The sequence below is a fragment of the Coprobacter fastidiosus genome, from assembly GCF_030296935.1.
Lineage (GTDB): Bacteria > Bacteroidota > Bacteroidia > Bacteroidales > Coprobacteraceae > Coprobacter > Coprobacter fastidiosus.
Genome location: NZ_AP028032.1, coordinates 2,679,704 through 2,702,782 on the forward strand (window position 1 = coordinate 2,679,704; position 23,079 = coordinate 2,702,782).

Here is a 23,079-nt window from a genome sequence, read left to right on the forward strand (position 1 = left end):
AGAGACGTTATGCTTTTGAATGATTAATCGATATGTGGCTTACATTTGCTTTTATTTCGGCAACCCTTTTGGGGATGTATGAAGTTTTTAAAAAGATGGCGTTGGAAGGAAACGCTGTGATTCCCGTACTTTTTCTGAATACGGTATTTTGTAGTTTGTTGTTTCTTCCTGTTATTTTATTATCTCGTTTCTGTCCGGAAATGATGCAGGATACCCTTGTATATGTTCCCAAAGTTTCTTTTGAAACGCATCTTTTTATAATATTAAAAGCCGTAATCGTATTGGCTTCGTGGATTTTTGCATATTATGCGATGAAGCATTTGCCTATTACGATTGCAGCAACGATCAAAGCATCCCAGCCGGTTCTTACATTGTTGGGCGCTTTATTGGTTTTTGGAGAACGGTTGAATTTGTATCAGTGGATCGGGGTTACGATCGCCATTGTCTCTTTCTTTATGTTGTCGTCTGCCGGGAAAAAGGAAGGAATCAGTTTCGTTCATAATCGTTGGATATGGTTTATTGTTCTGGCGACTATAACGGGATCGATGAGCGGGTTGTATGATAAATATCTGATGTCAAACGGTTTTGACCGTATGACTGTTCAAGTGTGGTACACCTATTATCAAATGGTGATCATGTTTTTTATTTTACTGTTCTTGTGGTATCCTCATCGAAAAAAGACTACGCCGTTTCGGTGGCGGAACAGTATTTTTCTTATTTCCCTGTTTCTTGTTGTCGCAGATTTTGTTTATTTCTATGCGCTGAGTTTTCCCGATTCCATGATTTCTATAGTCTCTATGGCGAGACGTAGCGGAGTCGTAGTCAGTTTTGTCTTCGGCGTATTCTTTTTCCGGGAGAAGAATATCAAGGATAAAGCTATCGATTTGATATTGGTATTGATCGGTATGTATTTTCTCTATTTGGGAAGCCGGTAAACATCTTGTTACTCGTTTTCGATCACGGCAGATGGCTGTCGGACAAGATTTGAACAAGAGTTATGTCTTTATTCTTTTTCCGTTTTACCGTCTTCTCGTTTTTATTGTTTATCTTTGTTTTTCAAAGAAAGATGTTATGAACAGAGTTATTCTTGCTTTTTGTTTTCTATTATGTATATCGGGGCTGAAAGCCCAACAAGTCGCCGCTTATTTTGTCTCTATGCCGGAAGAATTGTTGCTTCAGATAGAGCCGAACCGCCGTAAGGATATGATAGATTTTTTTCAACACGGACAGAAAGGAGGCATTACGAATGCTTTGGGCGGAAATTCCGAGATCACGGCGATGTCGGATAAATATATGTCTGTATCTCTTTCTGATGTCTCTAAAATGGAGATATGTGTTTTGTCTAAAGATACGGCGGATATTATTGCGGTAGTTCGTACGGTGTGTGCTCCCGCATGCGATAGTCGGATAAGCTTTTATGATGAACAGTGGCAGCTTCTCGACACGAAAGATTTTCTACAGCTTCCCGTCAATGCCGATTTTTTTGTCGCTCAAGAAGTTTCCGGCAGAGATGAAGCTTTGGGAATGGTAGATATGATGCTTGCCGAATATCGTTTTTCTCCGGATAATGATGTATTGACGGTTGATTGTACGATAAAAGATTATCTTCCGGATGAGATTTATAAACAAATCGCCCCTTTTTTGAAAAAAGAGGCGTTACAATATTATTGGAACGGAAAACGATATGAATTAAAAAATTGATCGTCTTAAACGTGTTTTTTATTCGTCTTCTTCGTGATCGTTTATCCGGGTAGCCAGAACTTTATCGATACGGGCTGAGTCCATATCGACAATTTCGAATTCGAATCCTTGCCATTGGAATTTTTCTCCTGTAGTGGGAATATGTTCCAATACCCCTAAGATAAGCCCGCTTAACGTATTATAATTATATTCATTATATAGACCCTCCAGATCGAAGTGTGCCAAAAAGTCATAGAAAGAACATTGTCCGTCTACGAGACATGACCCGTCTTCTCTGACAACGATATCCGGTTCTTCTCCCAATTCGGGAAGTGCGCCGAGCAAGGCCTCCATAATATCTCCCGAAGTGACGATTCCTTGAATGCTTCCGAACTCATCTGTTACCAGACCGTACTTTATCCTTTCTTTTTTCATTTTTTCCAGTGCATTATATACGCTCATCGTTTCGGGAATATAATGCGGCGGGATAATATGCTGCCAAATTGAAAAATCGGGAGAGTCTATTTTTCCAAACAAGTCCTTTGATTGAAGTATACCTACGACATGATCAAGCTTTCCGTCGGATACAGGATATACATGATAAAAATTTTGGCTTATCTCTTTTTTCAAAGTTTCTTTATCGGTAGAAATGTCTATCCATGTGAGTTCATTTCGGTGAGTCATGATAGAGCCGACATTTCTGTCTCCCAAATTAAAGACCCGTTCGACGATATCTTGTTCTACTTCTTGTACCTCACCGTCTTCAGTCCCTTCTCTGATAATCGCTTTAATCTCATCTTCGGTGACTTTCCCTTCTTCATTGGGATTTATGCCTAATAATTTCAAAACTAAGGCTGTACTTTTTGTTAATAATATTACGAACGGAGCTGCAATTTTCGATATAAAATACATCGGCTTGGATACGATGCGGGCAACACGTTCGGCTGCTGCCATACCGATTCGTTTGGGGACAAGTTCCCCGATGATTAAAGTCAGATAGGTGACGATCGTAACGATTATTATTTTGGCTATGGCTAATGAGTATGGAGCTAACGGCTCTATTTGAGCGATTATTACGGCAAAGTTCCCGGCAAAAGATTCTCCGGAATAAAGACCTGTAAGAATTCCGATGAGAGTGATCCCGATTTGAATGGTAGAAAGGAATCTGTCAGGCTCGTTAGCCAATTTTAATGCAGTACGGGCAGTTTTGCTACCCCGTTTGGCGTCAGCCTCAAGTCGGGATTTCCTTGCCGATACGAGGGCGATTTCCGACATAGATAAAGTTCCGTTTAAAATGATAAGAATAAGAATAATGATAATTTCCATAAATTAATCTTTAATTTCCCGAAGATAATGCAATTCATAAAAAAACTCATAATTTCAGAAAGATAATTTGCAAACTTTATTTTAATAGGTCTGTTTAAAGCCTGTTGTTTGAATTTCTCGATTAGGGTATGTTATCTGGTCGTTTTTGCATTTTTTTCCAGTCTTTCTCCTGTTTTATGAGGAGGATAGTCCGTTATTTTTTATAAAAACAGAAAAACAATCTCGAAAAAATTTCTCAAATCTGGTCCGAGTAAAATTTAGACAGTCTCCAAGGGTGAAATATTCTTTAATTATTGTATATAAGGGTGTTTGTTTGAAAAATTATTACGATATTTGCAGTCACGTTCTGTTCGGAACATGGAGAAATAATGGTTTTTGTAAAAATATGGGAGTTTCCTTTTCTTGTGAAAAGAAAAAGCTATATATTTGCAAGCCAAAAAATTATAAACAAAGAATTATATAATCATAATAAAAAAATCGTAGAAAAATGACTAAGGCAGACATTGTAAACGAGATTTCAAAAAACACAGGAATTGAAAAAGCGCTCGTTCTGGCAACAGTAGAACAATTCATGGATTCGGTAAAAAGCTCGTTGGCAAAAGGTGATAATGTGTATCTGAGAGGATTCGGAAGCTTCATTGTGAAAAAAAGAGCTCAGAAAACTGCAAGAAATATCTCTAAAAATACGACGATTATTATTCCGGAACACAATATCCCGGCATTTAAACCTGCTAAAACTTTCATGGGAGAAGTGAAGTAATTTATTATAGTATTAATTATTTAAACGCATAAGATCATGCCAAGCGGAAAAAAAAGAAAAGGACACAAGATGTCCACGCATAAGCGCAAAAAAAGACTGAGAAAAAATAGACATAAGAAGAAAAAATAATGTCTGTCTTTTCATAAAAAAACAGAGAACCCAAAGAGCAAACTTATGGAAGAACATTCAAAAGTTTGTTCTTTGTTCTTTATAGTCCTCTGTTTTAACAAGTCGTATTATTTGTATTTAGCATTTAACAATAACCTAAAACGTATTGATGTGTCCACTGAATTAGTAGTTGATGTCCAACCCAAGGAGGTTTCGATCGCTTTGCTCGATGACAAACGTCTTGTAGAGTTGCAGAAAGAAGCCCGGAATATATCGTTTTCGGTAGGCGATATTTATTTGGGAAGGGTGAAGAAGCTGATGCCTGGACTAAATGCCGCGTTTGTGGATGTAGGTTATGAAAAAGATGCTTTTCTTCATTATCTGGACTTAGGTTCTCAATTTAACTCATGCGAGAAGTTTATTAAGCAGTCGCTTTCGGATCGTAAGCGGGTTTTGTCGATCTCTAAATTTAACATGTTGCCGGAGATCGATAAAGAGGGTACGGTAAGCGAAACGCTTAAAGTGGGACAAGAAATCTTGGTGCAAATATCTAAAGAACCGATTTCGTCCAAAGGCCCTCGGTTGACTGCGGAAATTTCTTTTGCAGGTCGTTTTCTGGTGTTGCTGCCTTTTTCCGATAAGGTCTCGATTTCTCAGAAAATAAAGTCTAACGAGGAAAAAGCGCGTCTGAAACAGTTGATACAGAGTATTAAGCCAAAGAATTTTGGAGTAATCGTGCGTACTGTTGCAGAAAATAAACGAGTTGCCGAGCTGGACAATGAGTTAAAGACTTTGGTCAAATGTTGGGAAGATTGTCTGGTAAAATTGCAAAAGGCTAAAACTCCTTCTCTTATTTTTGAAGAAACCGGTCGTACGGTGGGCGTTTTGAGGGACATTTTCAGTCCGTCATTTGAAAATATATATGTTAATGATGAGGATGCCTATCAGCAGATCTATAATTATGTGAGCTTGATTGCTCCCGAACGGAAGGATATTGTCAAACTGTATAAGGGGGATCTCCCTATTTTTGATAACTTTGCTATTACCAAACAGATAAAATCTTCATTTGGAAAAACGGTTTCGTTTAAGAACGGGGCATACCTGATTATAGAACATACCGAGGCATTGCATGTCATCGATGTGAATAGCGGTAATCGGTCAAAATCGACCGCCGGCCAGGAAAGTAACGCATTGGATGTGAATCTTGCCGCTGCAGAGGAGATTGCCCGTCAATTGCGACTGAGAGATATGGGGGGGATTATCGTTATCGATTATATCGATATGATGGAGCCTGATAATCGTCAGAAGTTGTATGACCGGATGAAAGAATTAATGGCACAGGACAGAGCCAGACATAACATTTTGCCGTTAAGTAAATTCGGATTAATGCAGATTACCCGTCAAAGGGTACGTCCGGCATTGGATATAAATACCAGTGAAGATTGTCCTACTTGTTATGGGAAGGGTACGATTCGCCCTTCAATCCTTTTTACCGACCGTCTTGAAGATAAGATATCTTATTTAGTACATAAGCTCAAAGTAAAGAAGTTCTCTTTACATGTACATCCTTTTATTGCGGCGTTTATTAATAAGGGATTTTTTTCCCTGAAATGGCAATGGAGATGCAAATATGCATTCCGCTTCAAGTTGATACCGAATCAATCTCTCGCGTTTCTGGAGTATAAATTTTATGATGGGAATAACAGTGAGATAGATTTAAAGGAAGAGATCGAGATTAAATGATGAAATTTCTCTTCGAAGAAAAAATAACGGACTCTTTTCTTTGGAAAAGAGTCCGTCTTGTTATATACGATCCAAAACTATTTCGATAAGATCTTTGATCGAATTTTTATAATTGCTATTGGCATGGTGAGCTACGCGATTGGCGATAATCGTGCATACGGTCATGGCTTTATGTCCCATAAGCTTGGATAGCCCGGCAAGAGCAGAGCTTTCCATCTCGTAATTAGTGATCACATGTCCGTCTTTATACTTGAACGCTTCTATTTTTTTATTCAGGTTCTTGTCTGCCAGAGGAACCCTCAGTTCCCGTCCTTGAGGTCCGTAAAATCCGTTTGCAGAAATCGTTACACCTTTTACCATCTCGCCTTTCCCAATTTGCTCTACCAGTTCTTTGTCTGCATCGATTACATAAGGAGCGGCCCAAAGAGAGTTCCATTCGACAAAATCGCAGAAAGCCTTTTCGAATTCGAGATCGCAAACTTCATTGCGCCCGGCATAAAAATTCAATACTCCGTCAAAACCGATCGATTTTTCTGATATGACGAATGTTCCTATGGGGACATGTGGTTGCAAACCTCCCGAAGTTCCGATACGCACCATTGTCAGTTGCCTGAATTCAGGCTTTTCGTTCCGGGTTTCAAAATCGATGTTGGCAAGAGCATCCAGCTCGTTTACAACAATGTCGATATTGTCTGTTCCTATTCCATGAGAAACGACGGTGATGCGTTTCCCTTTATAAGTACCTGTTATGGTATGGAATTCACGACTGCTTATATCACATTCTTTTGTGTCGAAAAATGACGCTACAAGATCTACTCGGCCGGGATCGCCTACCAGAATGATTTTATCCGATAATTGTTCGGGACGTACGTGCAAGTGAAAAGCACTTCCGTCTTGGTTGATAATTAGTTCTGATTCCGGAAAATGTTTCATAGCTTTCGGTTTTATGTTTATAACTTAAAATACGAATATAAGCATTATTTTTAAGAGCCCGGTTGAGAATATGTATAAATTTTCCAATAAAAAATACTATCGGGGAGTCTTTGTGTTTTCTTCCGCTCTGTTCTACCGTCTTTTATACATCAGGTAGGCTGTTTATTCTTTATCGGAAAGGAAAAACATCTGCGAAGACGACTTTCAAGAATGTCTGTGCAAGATTCAAGCAGATTTTGGAACGGGAAGTCCCGAAGGTTAAAAAGTTTATCTATATGTCCCTATATCGTGAAAATAAAAAAGTCGTATATTTGCAATCATATATAAAAATATTTTTGATTGTTTTAGTTATGTAAAATATCCCTATTGGGAGATTTCAAAATAAAAATATGGCAACAAAACCTGCAATACCTAAAGGAACCCGGGATTTTTCTCCGGAAGAGATGGCGAAACGGAATTATATATTCGATACGATCAGCGAAGTTTTCCATTTATTCGGATTTCAACAGATCGAAACTCCCGCGATGGAGAATCTTTCTACTTTGATGGGAAAGTATGGAGAAGAAGGCGACAAGCTGTTGTTCAAAGTGCTGAATTCCGGAGACTTTCTTTCAGGAGTGACGGATGAGGAGTTGTCTGCTCGTAATACGAACAAACTTGCCTCCATGTTGTGCGAGAAAGGATTGCGTTATGATCTTACCGTTCCTTTTGCCCGTTTTGTCGTCATGCATAGGAATGAAATCGGTTTCCCTTTTAAGAGGTATCAGATACAACCGGTTTGGCGTGCCGACCGACCGCAAAAAGGCCGTTATCGTGAATTTTATCAGTGCGATGCCGATGTTGTCGGTTCTGATTCGTTGTTGAACGAGGTAGAATTGTTGCAATTGATGGATGAGGTATATTCCCGCTTCGGAATACGTGTCGCCATCAAGTTAAATAATCGCAAGATATTGAGCGGTATTGCTGAAGTCATCGGAGAACCTGAAAAGATTGTCGATATAACCGTTGCAATCGATAAACTCGACAAAATCGGTTTGGAGAAGGTCAACGAAGAGTTGAGGGAAAAAGGTATATCGGAAAAGGCGGTGGCCATGTTGCAACCTATTATCTTGCTGGAGGGATCGAATCGTGAGAAACTGGCTACTTTGAAAAATGTTCTTGTCGATTCGGATACCGGTTTGAAGGGTGTTTCGGAATTGGAGTATATTCTGGATCATTTGGAACCGTCTCCTTTGCGTTCTGCTTTGGAAATCGATCTTACTTTGGCAAGAGGTTTGAATTATTATACCGGGGCTATTGTGGAAGTAAAAGCTCTTGATGTTCAGATAGGAAGTATTACCGGAGGCGGGCGATATGATAATCTGACCGGGGTATTCGGGATGCCGGGTGTTTCGGGTGTAGGCATATCTTTCGGTGCAGATCGTATTTTTGACGTATTGAATCAGCTCGACCTATATCCGAAAGATTCTTTGTCTGCAACGCAAATAATGTTTGTCAATTTCGGAGAAAAAGAACAGTCGATTTGTATGGAACATGCATTCCGGTTGCGTCGTTGCGGTATTCGTACGGAGATTTATCCGGAGGCGGCCAAAATGAAAAAGCAGATGGGATATGCCGATTCAAAGAAGATTCCGTACGTGGCTCTTGTCGGGGAAAACGAAATAGCAGCCGGTAAAATTACGGTAAAAAATATGACTACCGGGGAACAGCAAATGTTGACCGTAAGTGAATTAGCGGATTTTTTGAAATAAACTATTATGATACGTTCGAGAAAAGCCGGAATAGAAGATATTCCTCTAATCAGGAATTTGGCGGAAAGATCATTTTTGCCTACTTATAAAGAAATTCTTTCTGCCGATCAGCTTAACTGGATGTTTGACTGGATGTATTCTGTTGATAGTCTTCAGCAACAGATTGAGGACGGTCATGTTTTCTTCATCGCTTATGAAGGAGATTTGCCTTGCGGTTACGTCTCGGTCGAGCGGCAGGGAGATGCGTTGTTTCATTTGCAGAAAATATATGTTCTTCCCGATTTTCAGGGGAAACATGTGGGGCAGTATCTCGTGCAGTTGGTATTTGATTATGTAAAATCTCTTTGTCCCGGAGAATGTAGTACGGTAGAGTTGAATGTAAACCGGAATAATAAAGCCAAGTCTTTTTATGAGCACATGGGATTTTCCGTTGCCCGTAGCGGGGACTTTCCGATAGGGAACGGTTATTATATGAATGATTATATAATGGCTATTAAATTGTCTTGATATTTAAAAAATAGATTATATCGAGCTCAGGTTTATTGGAAAATTTTAGACAGATTCTTAAGTAAGTTTCTATTCTTTGGGGATAATTCCCATTTTTTCCATTAAAAAACAGGCATTCATATTTTGTGCGACTCCCGGTTGCAATTTATAAGAAAAGGATAACTCGTTGTCGTTTATATCTGCTTCGAATCTGAAATTTTCGATAGTGTCCGGCCATTTTTCGGCTAAACTTCCTAATAGCAGATCATGAGTTGCAATAACTCCGGCAGCATTGAGTTTTACCAGTTTTTGAACCAAAGCCAAAGAGCCTTTTTGCTTATCTGTGGAATTTGTTCCCTTTAATATTTCATCTAAGATGATGAACAGTTTTTCTCCCGATTCAAGTCTGTCTATAATTTGTTTCAACCGTTTCAATTCAGCGAAAAAGTAGGATTCCTGATCGCTCAGGGAGTCTGTTGTCCGTAAACTTGTAAATAATTTGCATGGAGACAGTTGCATTTCTTTTGCACAGACCGGTGCACCGATACATGCCAAAAGATGATTGATTCCGATCGTTCTCAAATAAGTGCTTTTCCCTGCCATATTAGCTCCTGTTATTACGAGGAAGGAAGGGCGTTGCAGCATCTCTACAGGATTGCAAACACATCGTTCGGGTTCTATCAGCGGATGTCCTAATTCCGTTGCTTTCATTACCGGATTATCGTTGTCGTTCAATACGGGAAATATATATTCAGGATGATTGAACCGGAATGTGGCGAGAGAGCAGAGAGCATCGAAACGGGCAATAGTTTCTATCCATCCGGGTAGAAATTTCCCGTTGTTGCGTATCCATTTTTCTATTGCTGCCAACTGTTTGAAATCCCAGAGGAAAAATCCGTTTAATATTGCAAATCCTATGGCATTGTATCTTTGATCGAGGTTACGCAGATATTTTCCTAATTGTTTTATGCGGGATGATACGGGAATTCCCTCTGTGTGCAAATCTGTACGGATGTTCTGAAGTAGCGAACTCGAGAATTCCGATTTTTCGAGTTGTTCGATAAGTCCGGCGTAAGTATTTAAAGATTTCAGCCCTTCGTTCAGTTTGTTTTGTGTACGGCTTACTCGTCCGGAAAGGATTGTCGCATAGCAGAAACATGTTAAAAATAGGAAAAGAATATAGTTTCCCGTCCCGACACCGAAGATCCACATCAGGATTAGAATTCCGAAAATCCAAGGGATAAAAGACAAGATTATGTGTAGCCATTTAGAAACATAAATCGGTGAATCGTTCGATAATTCTGAAATGATCTGTGCATCTGTTTTACTTTCCCGGGAGGTCATTCCGTTTGCCAAGAAGTCGATTCGGAGCTCAGTCAATAGAGAAAGTTCTTCGACCGCCTGTTGCCTGTTGCGTATTTTATCGGGATCGGTTAGCGGATGGGTTATCCATTCGACTAGTTTTTGCTGTCCGATGATAGATGCACTTCGGTTCAGATAGGCGAAAAGAGATTTTTTTCCGAAAATATCCAAATCGTTCGAAAAGTCATGTGTCGGATCTATATATTCTTTTCCGGTATCGATTCCTTCAAAATCGTATCTTTTCAGTTGCAGCTCTTTTTTGCAAATGGAAATCTTTGCTTCCAAAAAACTTTTTCGGGCAAAAAAACGATCATGGATACGCATCATTCCTAAAAAACAAGCTATACCGACAATAATCACACCGATAATAATTCCGGTATTGTATCCCCATAAGAAATAAAGAACGGTTAAAGTCAGAATAACCCAGCATAGACGTAAAGTTCCGATGCTGTAGATTTTTTTTCGAATACGAACAAGGGCTTGCTGCGTTATTTCGAGCAAATGGTTATAATAGTGAACTGAATTATCGGTCATACTGTTGTTTATTTTGTCGGTAAAGATACCAATTTGTTAGCATCTGTCTGCATTTTACACAAAATCAAAAGAGTTTAAATATATAATTTTTTGTCCTAAGATTCAGACCGGCATATATGAGGCTTCCCTTTTTCGGTTTATTTATGATAAACTTTGCAAAGAGGAGAGTCTTTAAAACATAAAATTGTATTTTTGTGATTGTCTAATGTAATTAAAAACGATTATGAAGCGTATTTATTGTTTGATGATTTTGTTGTTGTGTGCAACATCTGTCCTTTTGGCTCAAAAAAAAGCTGAAATAGAATTTAAGCAGACAAAGTATGATTTTCACGAGATAGCTGAGGAAAATGGTGATGTGTCCCATGTATTTACATTTATCAATAAAGGAAATGCCCCGTTGATTATTACCCGTGCTTCGGCAAATTGCGGGTGTACCAAGCCCGAATATCCGGTAAAGCCGGTTGCCCCCGGTAAAGAAGGTCAGATCAAAGTGACTTATCAGCCGAAAGGCCGTCCCGGCAGTTTCTCGAAAAATATTTATGTATATACCAATGGAGAGCCGGAACGGGTGGTATTGTTAATTACAGGAACAGTGATCCCAAAACCTTAAAAAAAAACGAATTTTATGATAAGACGGAGTACTACCTTATTGCTATTTGCAGTTCTGTTCGTTTCCGGAGTTTATGCACAAAAGACGGCTAAAATATCTTTTTTGGAGACAACGCATAATTTCGGTTCTTTTTCTGAAAAACTGGGGAGTGTAAGTTGTGTTTTTTCGTTTGTGAATACGGGGGATGCGCCATTGATTATAACTCGTGCAACGGCATCGTGCGGGTGTACTCGTCCTGAATTTCCGATGCAGCCGGTAGCTCCGGGAGACAGCGGGCAAATAAAAGTGACTTATAATGCAGTAGGACGTCCCGGCAGTTTTGAGAAGAATATTTCGGTGTATGCCAATACCGATCCGGAACGTACGACTTTGATAATTAAGGGGAGTGTGATTCCGGTTCAACGTAGTGTCGCTCCGGCTTACGGATATACGATGGGGACTTTGGGGCTGAAAGCCGTACATGTTCCCTTTTTTGAAGTATATACCAATAAAACCAAAGTAGAGAAGATCGATATTATAAACAACGGAAAGACGCCTCTCACATTAGAATTTGACAAAGTTCCTCGCCATTTGGACGTTTCGGTATTGCCTGAGACTTTGTCTCCGGGAGAAAAAGGCCGGATATTGATAACTTATCATGCCGACAGGGCTAAGGATTGGGGAATCCGCCGGGATGAGTTTTGGGTAAAACTGCCTTCTTCCGATAAACCGCAGCCTCAAAATAAAATAACTGTTTCTGCAGATATTCAGGAAGATTATTCGGGAATGACTCCCGACCAAATTGCAAAAGCTCCTCATCTTGAAATTGGTAACGATTTAGTGGATTTCGGAACTATAAAAGGAAATACTGCAGTTTCTAAATCGGTGAGTTTGACTAATACAGGCGTTTCTAATCTCCAGATCCGCAAGGTCAATAACGAATCGCAAGTTGTTTCGGTATCTCTCCCGCAGATGAGTATACAGTCAGGAAAATCGATAGATATGAAAATAATGGTGAGGCCTTCGAAATCTCGCAGCCGCTTATTGAACCATCGCATTTTCATTATTACTAACGACCCTGCAAGGCCTACGATATCATTGCCTGTTGTTGCGACATTTGAATAATATATTATATTATTTTATTTTATTGGAGAATTATTACTATGGAACACATCGAGAACGATAATAAATATGAGGGATTAGCGGTTAATAAGGGTGTAGCGCAACCTCCTGCCGTAAATCCGTATTTAAATAAAATCAGAAAGGTTCGCAGGCGGCAATATACGGCAGCCGAATATACCGAGCATATTTTAAAGGGTGATATTACGGTGTTGAGTCAGGCTGTTACGTTGGTAGAAAGTAATTTGCCCGATCATCAGATACTTGCGCAAGAAGTAATCGAGAAATGTCTGCCTTATGCAGGGAGCTCGGTACGAGTAGGCATCACCGGTGTTCCCGGATCGGGTAAAAGTACATCGATCGATGCGTTCGGACTTCATGTCCTTAAAAAAGGAGGTAAACTTGCCGTGTTGGCGATAGACCCGAGTAGCGAGCTTTCAAAAGGAAGTATTTTGGGAGATAAAACCCGGATGGAAAAACTTTCTGTTGCAGATAATGCCTTTATAAGGCCTTCACCTTCTGCCGGATCTTTGGGAGGTGTAGCTCGTAAAACCCGTGAAACGATCGTTTTATGTGAGGCTGCCGGATTCGATAATATATTTGTGGAAACTGTCGGAGTCGGGCAGTCTGAAACAGCGGTGCATTCTATGGTCGATTTTTTTCTTTTAATACAGTTGGCCGGAACAGGTGACGAGTTACAGGGAATTAAGCGGGGAATTATGGAGATGGCTGATGGAATCGTGATTAACAAAGCAGACGGCAGTAATATCGAAAAGGCGAAACTTGCACAAGCACATTTTCGCAATGCGTTGCATCTTTTTCCACCGACTCCGTCCGGTTGGATACCGCAAGTGCTGACTTATTCCGGGTACTATGAGATCGGTATCGGAGAAGTGTGGAATATGATTGATGAATATATCGCTTTTGTTAAGAAGAACGGTTATTTTGAGCATAAACGTCAAGAACAGGCAAAATATTGGATGCTGGAAACCATAAATGATCAGTTGAAATCTCATTTTTATCAAAATTCTGAAATAGTATCGTTGCTCCAAGAAAAAGAAAATAGAGTTTTGCATTCGATACAAAGTCCTTTTACTGCAGCTAAAGAGGTGTTGGATTTTTATTTCGGTAAAATTCTTTGATATTGGGGAGAGTATAGTTCCGGTGTATAATAATCTGTCGGGTAGTTATTTACAAAATCGATTCGCAATCCGTTTAAAAGTATGCAGTTTTCAGAATTTAGTTTACAGTTACCTGTTACCGATCCGACTTTAATATTCTTTCTCGTACTTGTCATCATTCTTTTCGCTCCGGTGATATTGGAGCGTTTGCATATTCCTCATATTGTCGGGCTGATTTTGGCAGGAGTCCTTGTAGGACAGCATGGTTTCAATATTTTGAAACAAGATAGCAGTTTTGATTTGTTCGGGAAAGTGGGGCTGTACTATATAATGTTTCTGGCAGGTCTGGAAATGAATATGGAGGATTTTAAAAGTATCCGAGTTAAGGCTACGGTATTGGGGCTTCTTGCTTTTATATTTCCTCTGGGTATAGGGATTTGGACTAATATGCATTTGCTTGAATATAGCCTCGTGACCTCTGTGCTACTTGCCAGTATGTATGCTTCGCACACCTTGATATCTTATCCGATAGTTCTCAGATATGGCATCAATAGCCAGCGCTCTGTCGGCATTGCCGTGGGGGGAACTGCCGTCACCGATACGTTGACATTGTTGGTATTGGCGGTAATAAGCGGTTTATATAAGGAAGAAGCATCTGATCTGTTTTGGGTATGGCTGCTTGTGAAGGTGGTTGTATTGAGTTTGGTTATCATGTATCTTTTCCCTCGCATTTGTCGATGGTTTTTCCATCGCTATAATGATAACATTGTGCAATATATCTTTGTCATGGCTCTTGTGTTTTTGGGCGCAGGATTGATGGAGCTTATCGGAATGGAAGGGATTCTCGGCGCATTCCTTGTCGGATTGGTCTTAAATAAGTTGATACCTCATGTTTCTCCTTTGATGAGTCACTTGGAGTTTGTCGGAAATGCTTTGTTCATTCCTTATTTTCTGATTGGAGTAGGAATGTTGATTAATATTAAAGTGTTGTTCGGACATTTTGATTCACTTAAAGTAGCTTTTGTAATGATTGTCGTAGCTCTTTCGGGAAAATGGATTGCTTCTTGGTTGACTCAGAAGATATATAAAATGCGGGCTGTCGAGCGGGAGTTGATGTTCGGATTGAGTAATGCGCAAGCTGCCGCAACATTAGCTGCCGTATTGGTAGGGTATAATATTATTCTTCCTGATGGACAGCGTTTGCTGAATGAAGATGTTCTGAATGGTACGATTTTATTGATTCTTGTAACATGTGTAGTAAGTTCGTTTATTACCGAATATGCTGCGAAACGTATTGTGATGGATCGTGCCGTTGAAGTGGTCAGTGAAAAAATACAGAAAAAAGAGAAATTTTTGATTCCTCTGGCTAATCCCAGAACTTTGGAACAGCTTGTCGGTTTTTCTTTGTTGTTAAGGGATAAAAAAGATAAAGACAGTCTTGTTGCTCTTAATGTTATAAATGACGATAACGATTCATTGAAACAAGAACTTCAAGGGAAACATTCTCTGGAAAGGGCCGCTCAAATAATGACAGAAGTGGATGTAGAGCCGAAAACCGTAATGCGTTTTGACCTGAATATTGCGACCGGTATTTTTCATACGGCAAAAGAGCATGATGTAACGGACATTGTTATCGGATTGCATCATAGGAAGAGTATTGTCGATTCGTTTCTGGGGACATTGTCTGAAAATCTGTTGAAAAAAACGTGTATGCAAGTTATGATAGCTCGTTTTCATATTCCGGTCACTTCTTTGCAATGTATTATTGTTGCTGTTCCTCCGAAGGCGGAATTTGAATGTGGGTTTGTTAAGTGGATTTCCCATTTGTGTCGTATGAGTAAGCATTTAGATTGTCAGATTCATTTTTATGCACATCCGCAAACATCGGGATATATTCGTAAATATATTCGAAAGAAACATAAAGATATAAATGTTGTTTATACCGACCTTGTCAGTTGGGAAGATTTGCTGATACTGACCGGGCAAATGAATTATGAATGTTTGTTGGTGATTGTTTCGGCACGGCGGGGAGCGATTTCCTACGACTCTTCTTTTGAAAAGCTCCCGGGACAAATATCCCGATATTTTAACAATAATAGTGTCGTACTGCTTTTCCCTGAACAGAATGGGGAACAGCAATAAGAGCCAGTCGTCTAAATTTTCCGACAAAAAAATATTGTCAGGTCTTCTTTGCGTTTTCTTCCGGTCAGTTTTTATCGTGTATTCTTAATGCCTACCGTCTAAGATTCTACTCTTTTATGAATTTTATTTGTTTTCTTGAAATGGCGGTCTGCTAATTGTCGATACAGATAATTTTTTCGGGAAGAAATCGAGGTAGAATATTTTCAGATTCTTAAAATAGATTAAATAGCAGGATATATATATAAAATCTTTTCCTGCTAAGTTTTTTTTAATCGGGATTTTAATTGTTGCGTTCTTTTTTTGTACTCGTTTCGTACCGGAATGATGAACACACACATATACGATTATGAATTTAAAATTACGTTTTTTCTCTCTATTATTCATTGCGTTTTTATTCCCGAAATGTCTTTTTGCGAGTTCCACGCTTCTACATCTGGATTGGAAAAATTATCTGGCAAAATATGACTTGCTTTGGAATCGTTTACCGGAGAAACTCTGGCAGTCTCCTTTTATGGGGAATGGAATGTTAGGCACGTATATCGTGTATGAGGAAGATTGTAATTCGATGCGTTTTGAGGTGTGCCGGAGCGATGTTCACGATCATCGTGCCGTACCTGAGACAGGAGACGGGAATATATTGTTCAATCGTTCCCGTCTTATGATCGGACATTTTTTGATGAAGCCGTGCGGTCGCATTCTGAAGTGTGACATGCGTACAGATATTTATAATGCGGAGACGTCAGGGACAATTATAACGGATAAAGGCTCGATACGATTTGAAGTTTTTGTGCATTCGCTTGATATGGGGATTATCGTAAAGACTGATGCGTCGTCCGGAGAAAACGGGTTTACATGGCAATGGGTCTCGGATTCTCCGAATTCTCCTCGGTATGATAAGTTTAAAGCAAGCGGGAATACTTCAAAGGTGGTACGGGAATATAAAGAAAATGCTCCGGCTGTTGTAGATGAAGAAAACCGGACGGCATTGTTTACTTATTTGAATGGCGGGCAGACTGCTGTCCGTTGGCATATTTCGGGAAAAGGCAGTGCCCGGAGTCTATATGTGACTTGCGCCCATTCTTATCCTAATCATAATGCTTTGCAATTGTCTCGAGAATACCTTGACCGAATCTTGAAACCATCATATTCGAAGTTGAAAAAAACGCATCGGGAGTGGTGGAATAACTTTTATCAGAAAAGTTTTGTTTCTTTACCGGATAAGAGAATCGAGAATTTTTATTGGATACAATTATATAAATTGGGATCGGCTACCCGTGCGGATCGGGGGATTATCGATAATACAGGACCTTGGATGGCTTTGACGCAATGGCCTGCTGCATGGTGGAATTTGAATGTGCAGCTTTCTTATTGGACAACTTATCCTTCTAATCATTTGGAACTTTCCCGCTCTTTGTCCAATACGATTTTTGCAGGAGAAAAGAACTTGATTCTAAATGTTCCGAAGAAATATAGATATAATTCTGCTGCTTTAGCACGGGCTACAGCTCCTGATTTGGTCGGATGGGTACGTGAAGCCGGAGCTTCGAAAGACGGTCCGGAGATCGGTTTATTGACATGGGTTTGTCATAATATATGGCTGGAATATCGTTATTCTATGGATAAGGAAATTTTAAAAAAGTTGTTTCCTATATTGAAACGTTCGGTCAACTATTATCTGCATTTTTTGAAAGAAGAAGATGATAAGCGGTTTCATCTGCCTTCTACTTATTCTCCGGAATACGGCAGCGCCTCGGATTGCAATTTTGATTTGTCGTTGTTGAAATGGGGGTGTAAAACACTTTTGGAAGCGGATTCTATTCTTGGCAAAAATGATAGTTTGCGCTCTCGTTGGAAAGATGTTTATGCAAGACTGGCAGATTTCCCTTCCGATCCGGATGAAGGTTGGATGATAGGTCGGAATCGACCGTATGATATGTCGCACAGACATTATTCTCATTTGTTGATGGCTTATCCGCTATATCTTGTAAACCGAGACCAACCGGGAGGTAAAGAGATGATCGTTAGGAGTGTAAACCATTGGCAAAGTATAAAAGGTGCTCTTGAAGGATATTCGCGTACAGGGGCGGCTTCTTTATATGCTTCTGTCGGGGAAGGGGATAAGGCTTTAGCTTATTTGGAGGAATTTATGCAAAAGTCGATGCAGCCGAATACTTGCTATCAGGAGGGCGGGAATCCGGTGATAGAGACACCTCTTTCAGGTGCTCGGGCTTTATTGGATATGGCATTGCAGAGCTGGGACGGTAAAATTCGTATTTTTCCGGCGATTCCCGGAATATGGAGGGACTTCGCCTTTGATAATTTACTGGCAGAAGGAGCCTTTGAAGTGAGTGCCGTTCGTAAAAACGGTAAGGTCGCATGGATACGTATTCACAGTTTGGCGGGAGAACCGTGTTTGGTCGAGTGTGATTTTTCGGGAGAACTGTATCAAAAAGGGAAGCGGAGATATAAGATCGATCGAATTTCCGATACTCTTTTTAGCTTGGACCTGAAAGCCGGAGAAGAGGTCGTTCTATATGGAGATCCGTCTTTTAAAGATTTTAGAATAGGACCTGTTTCCGGTACTGAAAACAAAAAACCTTTTGGTTTTTACAACTGATGAAGAGATTATTTAATTCACATTAAAATTATGATTATATGAAAAAAAAATTGCTGTTTGTCTCATTGCTTATGGTAGCAGTAGCCGGAATGACGGTTTTCGAGGTGTCCGGAGCGGATGCTAAGAAAAAGAAAAAAGCATCGGTGACTTTGGGCCCTAACCCTTTTGTAACCCATATATTTACAGCAGATCCTTCTGCCCATGTATGGAAAGACGGGCGTTTGTATGTATATCCCTCACACGACGTAGATCCGCCTCGAGGGTGTGACTTGATGGATCGTTATCATGTGTTTTCTACGGATGATATGGTAAACTGGACTGATCACGGGGAGATTTTGAATTCGAGTCAAGTGCCGTGGGGACGTCCTGAGGGCGGTTTTATGTGGGCTCCCGATTGTGCTTATAAGAATGGAACTTATTATTTTTATTTTCCTCATCCGAGCGGTACGGATTGGAACAATACGTGGAAAGTCGGAATTGCGACAAGCAAGTATCCGGCAAAAGATTTTAAAGTACAGGGATATATCGAGGGACTCGGTGATGCTTTTGCCATGATCGATCCTTGTGTATTTGTGGATGATGATGGTCAGGCGTATTTTTATTATGGCGGTGGCGGAAGATGTATCGGCGCCAGACTGAAAGATAATATGGTAGAATTGGCAGAAAAGCCGCGTAAGATGGAGGGGCTTTCCGATTTTCACGAGGCTGCTTGGGTACATAAGAGAAACGGTATTTATTATTTGTCTTATTCTGATAATGTCCCTCATCCCAATGGCAACAGAATGTATTATGCCACCAGTACGAGCCCGTTAGGACCATGGACTTATCGCGGAGTGATTTTGGAGGCTACGGGTTCGGGAACAAGTCACGGATCTATCGTGGAATATAAAGGGGAATGGTATTTGTTTTATCATGATTGTTCTATTTCAGGAAGGGGAAATCTGCGTTCGATCTGTGTAGATAAATTATATTATAATCCAGACGGAAGCATTCAATTGGTAAAACAAACAAAGGGCGGAATTAAGAAATAAAGTTTTGTATTGAATCGGAAAGAGAAAGGGACTGTTCAGAAAAAACAGTCCCTTTGTTGTGATTAATTGAATATTATTCGGTCGTATTTTTGTTGACAGGTTTTTGCTCTGTTTGTGTAGCTATTGTTGTTCCGGTTTCGGGTGCTGTCGTATTTTCTTCCCAATGAAATGGTGCGAACTCGGTGTCTTCACTTTTCCATGATGGTTTACGAGCGGCATAGATGATAAACGGAGCTGCTACAACGACGATACAGCCTATGATAAGAACAGAGAACCATACGGTATTATTTCCTGTCGATATTTGACTGGGAGGGATGAAACTTAATATGAAAGCGAGTAATGATCCGCAGAATCCGAGTCCGGCAACAAACCAGATCAATCCGTTGCCTTTACTTCCGATGCGGAAAGGCCGGTCTGCTTTTTTCATGTTATACCGCAAATAGATGGCTGCAGCAAACATCATCAAGTACATGATGAGGTAGAGCAGAACGGTGAGCTGAGAGAGAATTTGGTAAAAACTTTGAACAGAGGGCATTACGACAAAAAGCAAGCTTAAAAGAGTGACGGCAAGCCCTTGGATGTACAGAATGTTTTTTTGCACGCCTATTTTATTCGTTTTTTGGAAGAATGGAGGCAGATACCCGGCTTTTCCTACGGCAAATATACCTTTTGACGGACCTGCAACCCAAGTTAGTACTCCGGCTAATACTCCGAAAGCCAGCGCTACGGCGATGACCGGCGATAACCATGACATGCGGATAAAGCTGAAATAGTTGTCGAATCCTTCCAGTAAGCTTTGGGTTAGGTTGATATCTTTTTGAGGAATGATGATTCCGAGAGAAAATGTTCCTAATATAAAAATGATAACCGTAATGGCTGAACCTATAAATACGGCTTTAGGATAATTTTTTGCAGGATTGTTTATATCTTTAACATGTATCCCGCCCATTTCCATACCGGCATAAAACAAAAATATGCTGGCTGCTAATACCAGATTGTCGAATTTTGAAAAGTCCGGAAGAAAGTCTCCGGAGAAGTCCATTTGAGATTGTCCGCCCATTGCCAGATAGACAATGGCAAGTATAACCAACAAGGCTGCTGGGATAATAGTCCCTACCATACCGCCGATTTTAGCGACTTTACCGACCCAGTTCAATCCTTTCAGGGAGATAAAGGTAGCCAACCAGTATATGATCAGTACGACGACCAACGTGTAAATTTTATTAGATGCCAACAACATGTCCTGAGAGTGATCCATTCCTATAAATGCAATAGAGACAGCTCCGAAGGTAAGCACGGTCGGATACCAGATCGTACTTTCTATCCATTGTAACCAGATGGCGAGAAATCCGAATTTTTTACCGAACGCTTCCCCTACCCATCGAAATACTCCGCCTTGTTTATCTTGAAACATGGCTGCCAGTTCTGCCGCGACCAATGCCGTCGGGATTAAAAATACGATTGCTGCAAACAGATAATAGAATGCCGAGCTTAATCCATATTCTGCTTCTGCCGGAAGTCCCCGTAGTGATACTACAGCCGTGACGTTCATGATCGCTAAAGTGAAGACTCCGAGTTTTACTGTTTTTCCAATATTTGCCATAATTTATGTATTAAAGAAATTATTTGTATATCTGCTTTTGGTATAACAAATTCTTGTACTGTTGGTTTAGAGCCTATCTAAAATTTCCAATAAAGAAATATTATCAGTTCTTTTTTGCATTTTTTTTCCGTGTTTCACTTGTCAGATAGCCTGTGCTATCCTCCTCGTAAAAACGACAAAACTTCTTCGAAAGAAACTCTCAAATTTGGTCTGAGTAAAATTTAGATAGGCTACTAGTCGGATAAAACCACTTTGGTTAAACAAACTTGCAGGAAGGGTTGTTTTTAGGGAAAACAATATTGAATATTATTATATTAAAAAATAAATATGAAGTCTGCGTTATCTGATTTTGTTTATGAGAAGAAGGGAATATACGGCATTTTGCATGTCATTATCTTGTTACTGTCTCTATTTTTGATCATAAGTATCTCTATCGATACGTTCAAGAATCTGCCTTTTTTGACACAGGGCAGTTATTTGAAAATTCAGTTATGGATATGTACTTTTTTTATATTCGATTTTATCTTGGAATTTTTCCTTTCACATCGGAAGCTTCATTATTTACGTACTCATTTTGTATTTTTGATTATTTCGATCCCGTATATTAATATATTTGATTATTATCATGTAGCATTTTCTCCGGAAATCCGTTATTTTTTACGTTTTATACCTTTGATACGGGGAGGCTATGCCTTGGCGATAGTCGTGGGCTGGTTATCCTATAATAAAGCTTCGAGCCTGTTTACTTCATATCTGACGATGTTGTTGGCTACCGTATATTTTTCGAGTCTTATATTTTTCGTATTGGAACATAAGGTGAATCCTCTTGTTCCCGATTATGGTGAAGCCTTGTGGTGGGCTTTTATGGATGTGACGACGGTGGGTTCGAATATTTATGCCGTAACGGTTACAGGAAAAGTGCTTTCGGTGCTGTTGGCCGCGTTGGGAATGATGATGTTCCCTATATTTACGGTATATGTGACGAGTTTGGTACAGAAGGCGAATTTGGATAAAAAAGAATATCTTCAACAAACAAGTGACAATTCTGTATCTGCAGGAAGGTCTACTCAGACCCAAACAGAAACAAACCCGTAAACAGGAATTTCTGTTTACAGGTTTGTTTCGGAATGTTTTTTACGCCTATTCGACTATTGTAACTTGGTCTCCACTGAATGCCGATAGCCCTAATTTATTCATAATATGTTTAATTGCTAATTGGGCTTTTACCGAATTTCCGGCATTGTCGATGGGTGGTGCGAAAGCTGCAATCCCGAATAATCCGGGAAGTGTACCCATTACACCGCCCCCGACTCCTGTTTTTGCAGGAATGCCGGAAGTATAAAGCCAGTCGCCTGTATGTTCATAGAACCCTACGGTAGCGATAAGTGAAGTTATTTTGGGAGAGAGTGCCGTATCGAATATCTGTTTCCGGGTAACCGGATTTGTTCCGTTATTGGCAATCGTAGCCCCGCATATCGATAATTGGGTTGCCGTGATTCCTAATGAACATTGCCGGGTATAAAGGTCGAGAGACATTGTCGGATCGTCATAGATGCGGTTATAATTTTTAAGTAGCCATGTTATAGACCGGTTGTTGAAATTTGTCTCCGATTCCGATTTGTATAACTCATCGATCAATTGAGGGGCGCTTCCACATAAATCGGTAATGTTATCGACGATTGCTTTCCATTTGTTTTCGGGATCAGCTATCGGTTTTACCATACTGCATGCAGCGATTGCTCCTGCGTTGACCAAAGGTGTGGAGGGATGATCATTTTCCAATAAAATGGCGAATATCGAATTAAATGGTAATCCGGTGGCGTCTGCTCCGATTTTTTCGAGGAGTTGTTGAGCTCCGTATTGCCGGAGAACTAAAATGGCTGTGTGAACTTTAGAGACCGATTCTATTCCGAACTTATATTCCGTGTCTCCTAATTGAATGGTCTGTCCATTGAGCAGGCATATACTGATCCCGAACAGATTTTTATTTATATTGGCCAAGTAAGGGATATAATCGGCGTTTTTCCCGTCGGTATTTGTTTTATACAGGTCAAAAGCCTCTTGAGCCGCATCTTTGATTTGGGAAATGGAAATTTTCTTTTGCATACCTTTTCTGTAATTAAAAAAAACGGGAGCTGTTTTTTTATCCGGGAATGTTATTGTCCCGTTTGAGA

General features: G+C 40.0%; 18 protein-coding genes. 13 read left to right on the forward strand and 5 right to left on the reverse strand.

From position 1 onward, the window contains the following. Nucleotides 1-32 precede the first annotated feature (32 nt). Nucleotides 33-935, forward strand: a complete 903-nt coding sequence (locus QUE35_RS10610) for an EamA family transporter (RefSeq protein ID WP_022600686.1) — start codon at nt 33-35, stop codon at nt 933-935. Between the two features lie 136 nt (nt 936-1,071). Further along, nucleotides 1,072-1,701 carry a DUF3256 family protein gene (locus tag QUE35_RS10615; protein ID WP_169721119.1) on the forward strand — a complete coding sequence of 210 codons (630 nt, stop codon included), beginning with the start codon at nt 1,072-1,074 and terminating at the stop codon, nt 1,699-1,701. Nucleotides 1,702-1,719: 18 nt separating this feature from the next. Here QUE35_RS10615 and QUE35_RS10620 read toward each other — a convergent pair whose 3' ends face one another. Beyond that, on the reverse strand, nt 1,720-3,006 hold the full coding sequence (locus QUE35_RS10620) for a hemolysin family protein (RefSeq protein WP_022600688.1): 1,287 nt from the start codon (nt 3,004-3,006) through the stop codon (nt 1,720-1,722). 487 nt (nt 3,007-3,493) lie between these two features. On the opposite strand from QUE35_RS10620, the gene QUE35_RS10625 reads away from it, so the two are divergent. After that, nucleotides 3,494-3,766, forward strand: coding sequence for an HU family DNA-binding protein (locus QUE35_RS10625; RefSeq protein ID WP_009319124.1), 273 nt, complete (start codon nt 3,494-3,496; stop codon nt 3,764-3,766). 279 nt (nt 3,767-4,045) lie between these two features. Next, nucleotides 4,046-5,617: an Rne/Rng family ribonuclease gene (locus QUE35_RS10630; protein WP_031258368.1), complete on the forward strand. Its 1,572-nt coding sequence runs from the start codon at nt 4,046-4,048 to the stop codon at nt 5,615-5,617. A gap of 60 nt (nt 5,618-5,677) precedes the next feature. Here the strand turns inward: QUE35_RS10630 and QUE35_RS10635 are convergent, their stop codons facing one another. Continuing rightward, on the reverse strand, nt 5,678-6,550 hold the full coding sequence (locus QUE35_RS10635; protein WP_022600691.1) for a nucleoside phosphorylase: 873 nt from the start codon (nt 6,548-6,550) through the stop codon (nt 5,678-5,680). A 389-nt stretch (nt 6,551-6,939) separates the two neighbouring features. Between QUE35_RS10635 and hisS the strand changes: the two genes are divergently transcribed. Further along, the gene (hisS, locus tag QUE35_RS10640; RefSeq protein WP_022600693.1) at nt 6,940-8,301 is read left to right on the forward strand and encodes a histidine--tRNA ligase; all 1,362 of its coding nucleotides are present in this window, start codon (nt 6,940-6,942) and stop codon (nt 8,299-8,301) included. 6 nt (nt 8,302-8,307) lie between these two features. Next, nucleotides 8,308-8,808: a GNAT family N-acetyltransferase gene (locus QUE35_RS10645; RefSeq protein ID WP_022600694.1), complete on the forward strand. Its 501-nt coding sequence runs from the start codon at nt 8,308-8,310 to the stop codon at nt 8,806-8,808. A gap of 69 nt (nt 8,809-8,877) precedes the next feature. On the opposite strand, the gene QUE35_RS10650 is transcribed toward QUE35_RS10645, so the two are convergent. Then, nucleotides 8,878-10,683: a MutS family DNA mismatch repair protein gene (locus QUE35_RS10650; RefSeq protein WP_022600695.1), complete on the reverse strand. Its 1,806-nt coding sequence runs from the start codon at nt 10,681-10,683 to the stop codon at nt 8,878-8,880. 223 nt (nt 10,684-10,906) lie between these two features. Here QUE35_RS10650 and QUE35_RS10655 point away from each other — a divergent pair, with 223 nt between their 5' ends. From QUE35_RS10655 to QUE35_RS10680, 6 genes are all read left to right on the forward strand, one after another. Further along, nucleotides 10,907-11,293, forward strand: a complete 387-nt coding sequence (locus tag QUE35_RS10655) for a DUF1573 domain-containing protein (RefSeq protein WP_022600696.1) — start codon at nt 10,907-10,909, stop codon at nt 11,291-11,293. A gap of 15 nt (nt 11,294-11,308) precedes the next feature. Next, a complete protein-coding gene (locus tag QUE35_RS10660) occupies nt 11,309-12,397 on the forward strand; it encodes a DUF1573 domain-containing protein (RefSeq protein ID WP_081705616.1) in 1,089 nt (362 codons plus the stop codon). A 38-nt stretch (nt 12,398-12,435) separates the two neighbouring features. Next, nucleotides 12,436-13,533 (forward strand): methylmalonyl Co-A mutase-associated GTPase MeaB, encoded by a 1,098-nt coding sequence (meaB, locus tag QUE35_RS10665; RefSeq protein ID WP_009319116.1) that lies wholly within the window; start codon nt 12,436-12,438, stop codon nt 13,531-13,533. An 81-nt stretch (nt 13,534-13,614) separates the two neighbouring features. After that, nucleotides 13,615-15,654 (forward strand): cation:proton antiporter, encoded by a 2,040-nt coding sequence (locus QUE35_RS10670; protein ID WP_022600698.1) that lies wholly within the window; start codon nt 13,615-13,617, stop codon nt 15,652-15,654. A 346-nt stretch (nt 15,655-16,000) separates the two neighbouring features. Beyond that, nucleotides 16,001-18,271 carry a glycosyl hydrolase family 95 catalytic domain-containing protein gene (locus tag QUE35_RS10675; RefSeq protein ID WP_022600699.1) on the forward strand — a complete coding sequence of 757 codons (2,271 nt, stop codon included), beginning with the start codon at nt 16,001-16,003 and terminating at the stop codon, nt 18,269-18,271. A gap of 89 nt (nt 18,272-18,360) precedes the next feature. After that, nucleotides 18,361-19,302 carry a family 43 glycosylhydrolase gene (locus QUE35_RS10680; RefSeq protein ID WP_432416278.1) on the forward strand — a complete coding sequence of 314 codons (942 nt, stop codon included), beginning with the start codon at nt 18,361-18,363 and terminating at the stop codon, nt 19,300-19,302. Between the two features lie 73 nt (nt 19,303-19,375). On the opposite strand, the gene gadC is transcribed toward QUE35_RS10680, so the two are convergent. After that, the gene (gene gadC / locus QUE35_RS10685; protein WP_022600701.1) at nt 19,376-20,905 is read right to left on the reverse strand and encodes a glutamine/gamma-aminobutyrate antiporter GadC; all 1,530 of its coding nucleotides are present in this window, start codon (nt 20,903-20,905) and stop codon (nt 19,376-19,378) included. A gap of 327 nt (nt 20,906-21,232) precedes the next feature. On the opposite strand from gadC, the gene QUE35_RS10690 reads away from it, so the two are divergent. Next, complete coding sequence (locus QUE35_RS10690; RefSeq protein WP_009319111.1) at nt 21,233-22,000, forward strand: potassium channel family protein; 768 nt, start codon at nt 21,233-21,235, stop codon at nt 21,998-22,000. A 45-nt stretch (nt 22,001-22,045) separates the two neighbouring features. Here the strand turns inward: QUE35_RS10690 and glsA are convergent, their stop codons facing one another. Beyond that, nucleotides 22,046-23,011 carry a glutaminase A gene (gene glsA, locus QUE35_RS10695; protein ID WP_022600702.1) on the reverse strand — a complete coding sequence of 322 codons (966 nt, stop codon included), beginning with the start codon at nt 23,009-23,011 and terminating at the stop codon, nt 22,046-22,048. Between the last annotated feature and the right edge of the window lie 68 nt (nt 23,012-23,079).

Coding starts and splice junctions, on each gene's coding strand:
- QUE35_RS10610 (WP_022600686.1), top strand. CDS start 33: ATGTGGCTTACATTTGCTTTTATTTCGGCAACCCTTTTGGGGATGTAT.
- QUE35_RS10615 (WP_169721119.1), top strand. CDS start 1,072: ATGAACAGAGTTATTCTTGCTTTTTGTTTTCTATTATGTATATCGGGG.
- QUE35_RS10620 (WP_022600688.1), bottom strand. CDS start 3,006: ATGGAAATTATCATTATTCTTATTCTTATCATTTTAAACGGAACTTTA.
- QUE35_RS10625 (WP_009319124.1), top strand. CDS start 3,494: ATGACTAAGGCAGACATTGTAAACGAGATTTCAAAAAACACAGGAATT.
- QUE35_RS10635 (WP_022600691.1), bottom strand. CDS start 6,550: ATGAAACATTTTCCGGAATCAGAACTAATTATCAACCAAGACGGAAGT.
- hisS (WP_022600693.1), top strand. CDS start 6,940: ATGGCAACAAAACCTGCAATACCTAAAGGAACCCGGGATTTTTCTCCG.
- QUE35_RS10645 (WP_022600694.1), top strand. CDS start 8,308: ATGATACGTTCGAGAAAAGCCGGAATAGAAGATATTCCTCTAATCAGG.
- QUE35_RS10650 (WP_022600695.1), bottom strand. CDS start 10,683: ATGACCGATAATTCAGTTCACTATTATAACCATTTGCTCGAAATAACG.
- QUE35_RS10655 (WP_022600696.1), top strand. CDS start 10,907: ATGAAGCGTATTTATTGTTTGATGATTTTGTTGTTGTGTGCAACATCT.
- QUE35_RS10660 (WP_081705616.1), top strand. CDS start 11,309: ATGATAAGACGGAGTACTACCTTATTGCTATTTGCAGTTCTGTTCGTT.
- meaB (WP_009319116.1), top strand. CDS start 12,436: ATGGAACACATCGAGAACGATAATAAATATGAGGGATTAGCGGTTAAT.
- QUE35_RS10670 (WP_022600698.1), top strand. CDS start 13,615: ATGCAGTTTTCAGAATTTAGTTTACAGTTACCTGTTACCGATCCGACT.
- QUE35_RS10675 (WP_022600699.1), top strand. CDS start 16,001: ATGAATTTAAAATTACGTTTTTTCTCTCTATTATTCATTGCGTTTTTA.
- QUE35_RS10680 (WP_432416278.1), top strand. CDS start 18,361: ATGACGGTTTTCGAGGTGTCCGGAGCGGATGCTAAGAAAAAGAAAAAA.
- gadC (WP_022600701.1), bottom strand. CDS start 20,905: ATGGCAAATATTGGAAAAACAGTAAAACTCGGAGTCTTCACTTTAGCG.
- QUE35_RS10690 (WP_009319111.1), top strand. CDS start 21,233: ATGAAGTCTGCGTTATCTGATTTTGTTTATGAGAAGAAGGGAATATAC.
- glsA (WP_022600702.1), bottom strand. CDS start 23,011: ATGCAAAAGAAAATTTCCATTTCCCAAATCAAAGATGCGGCTCAAGAG.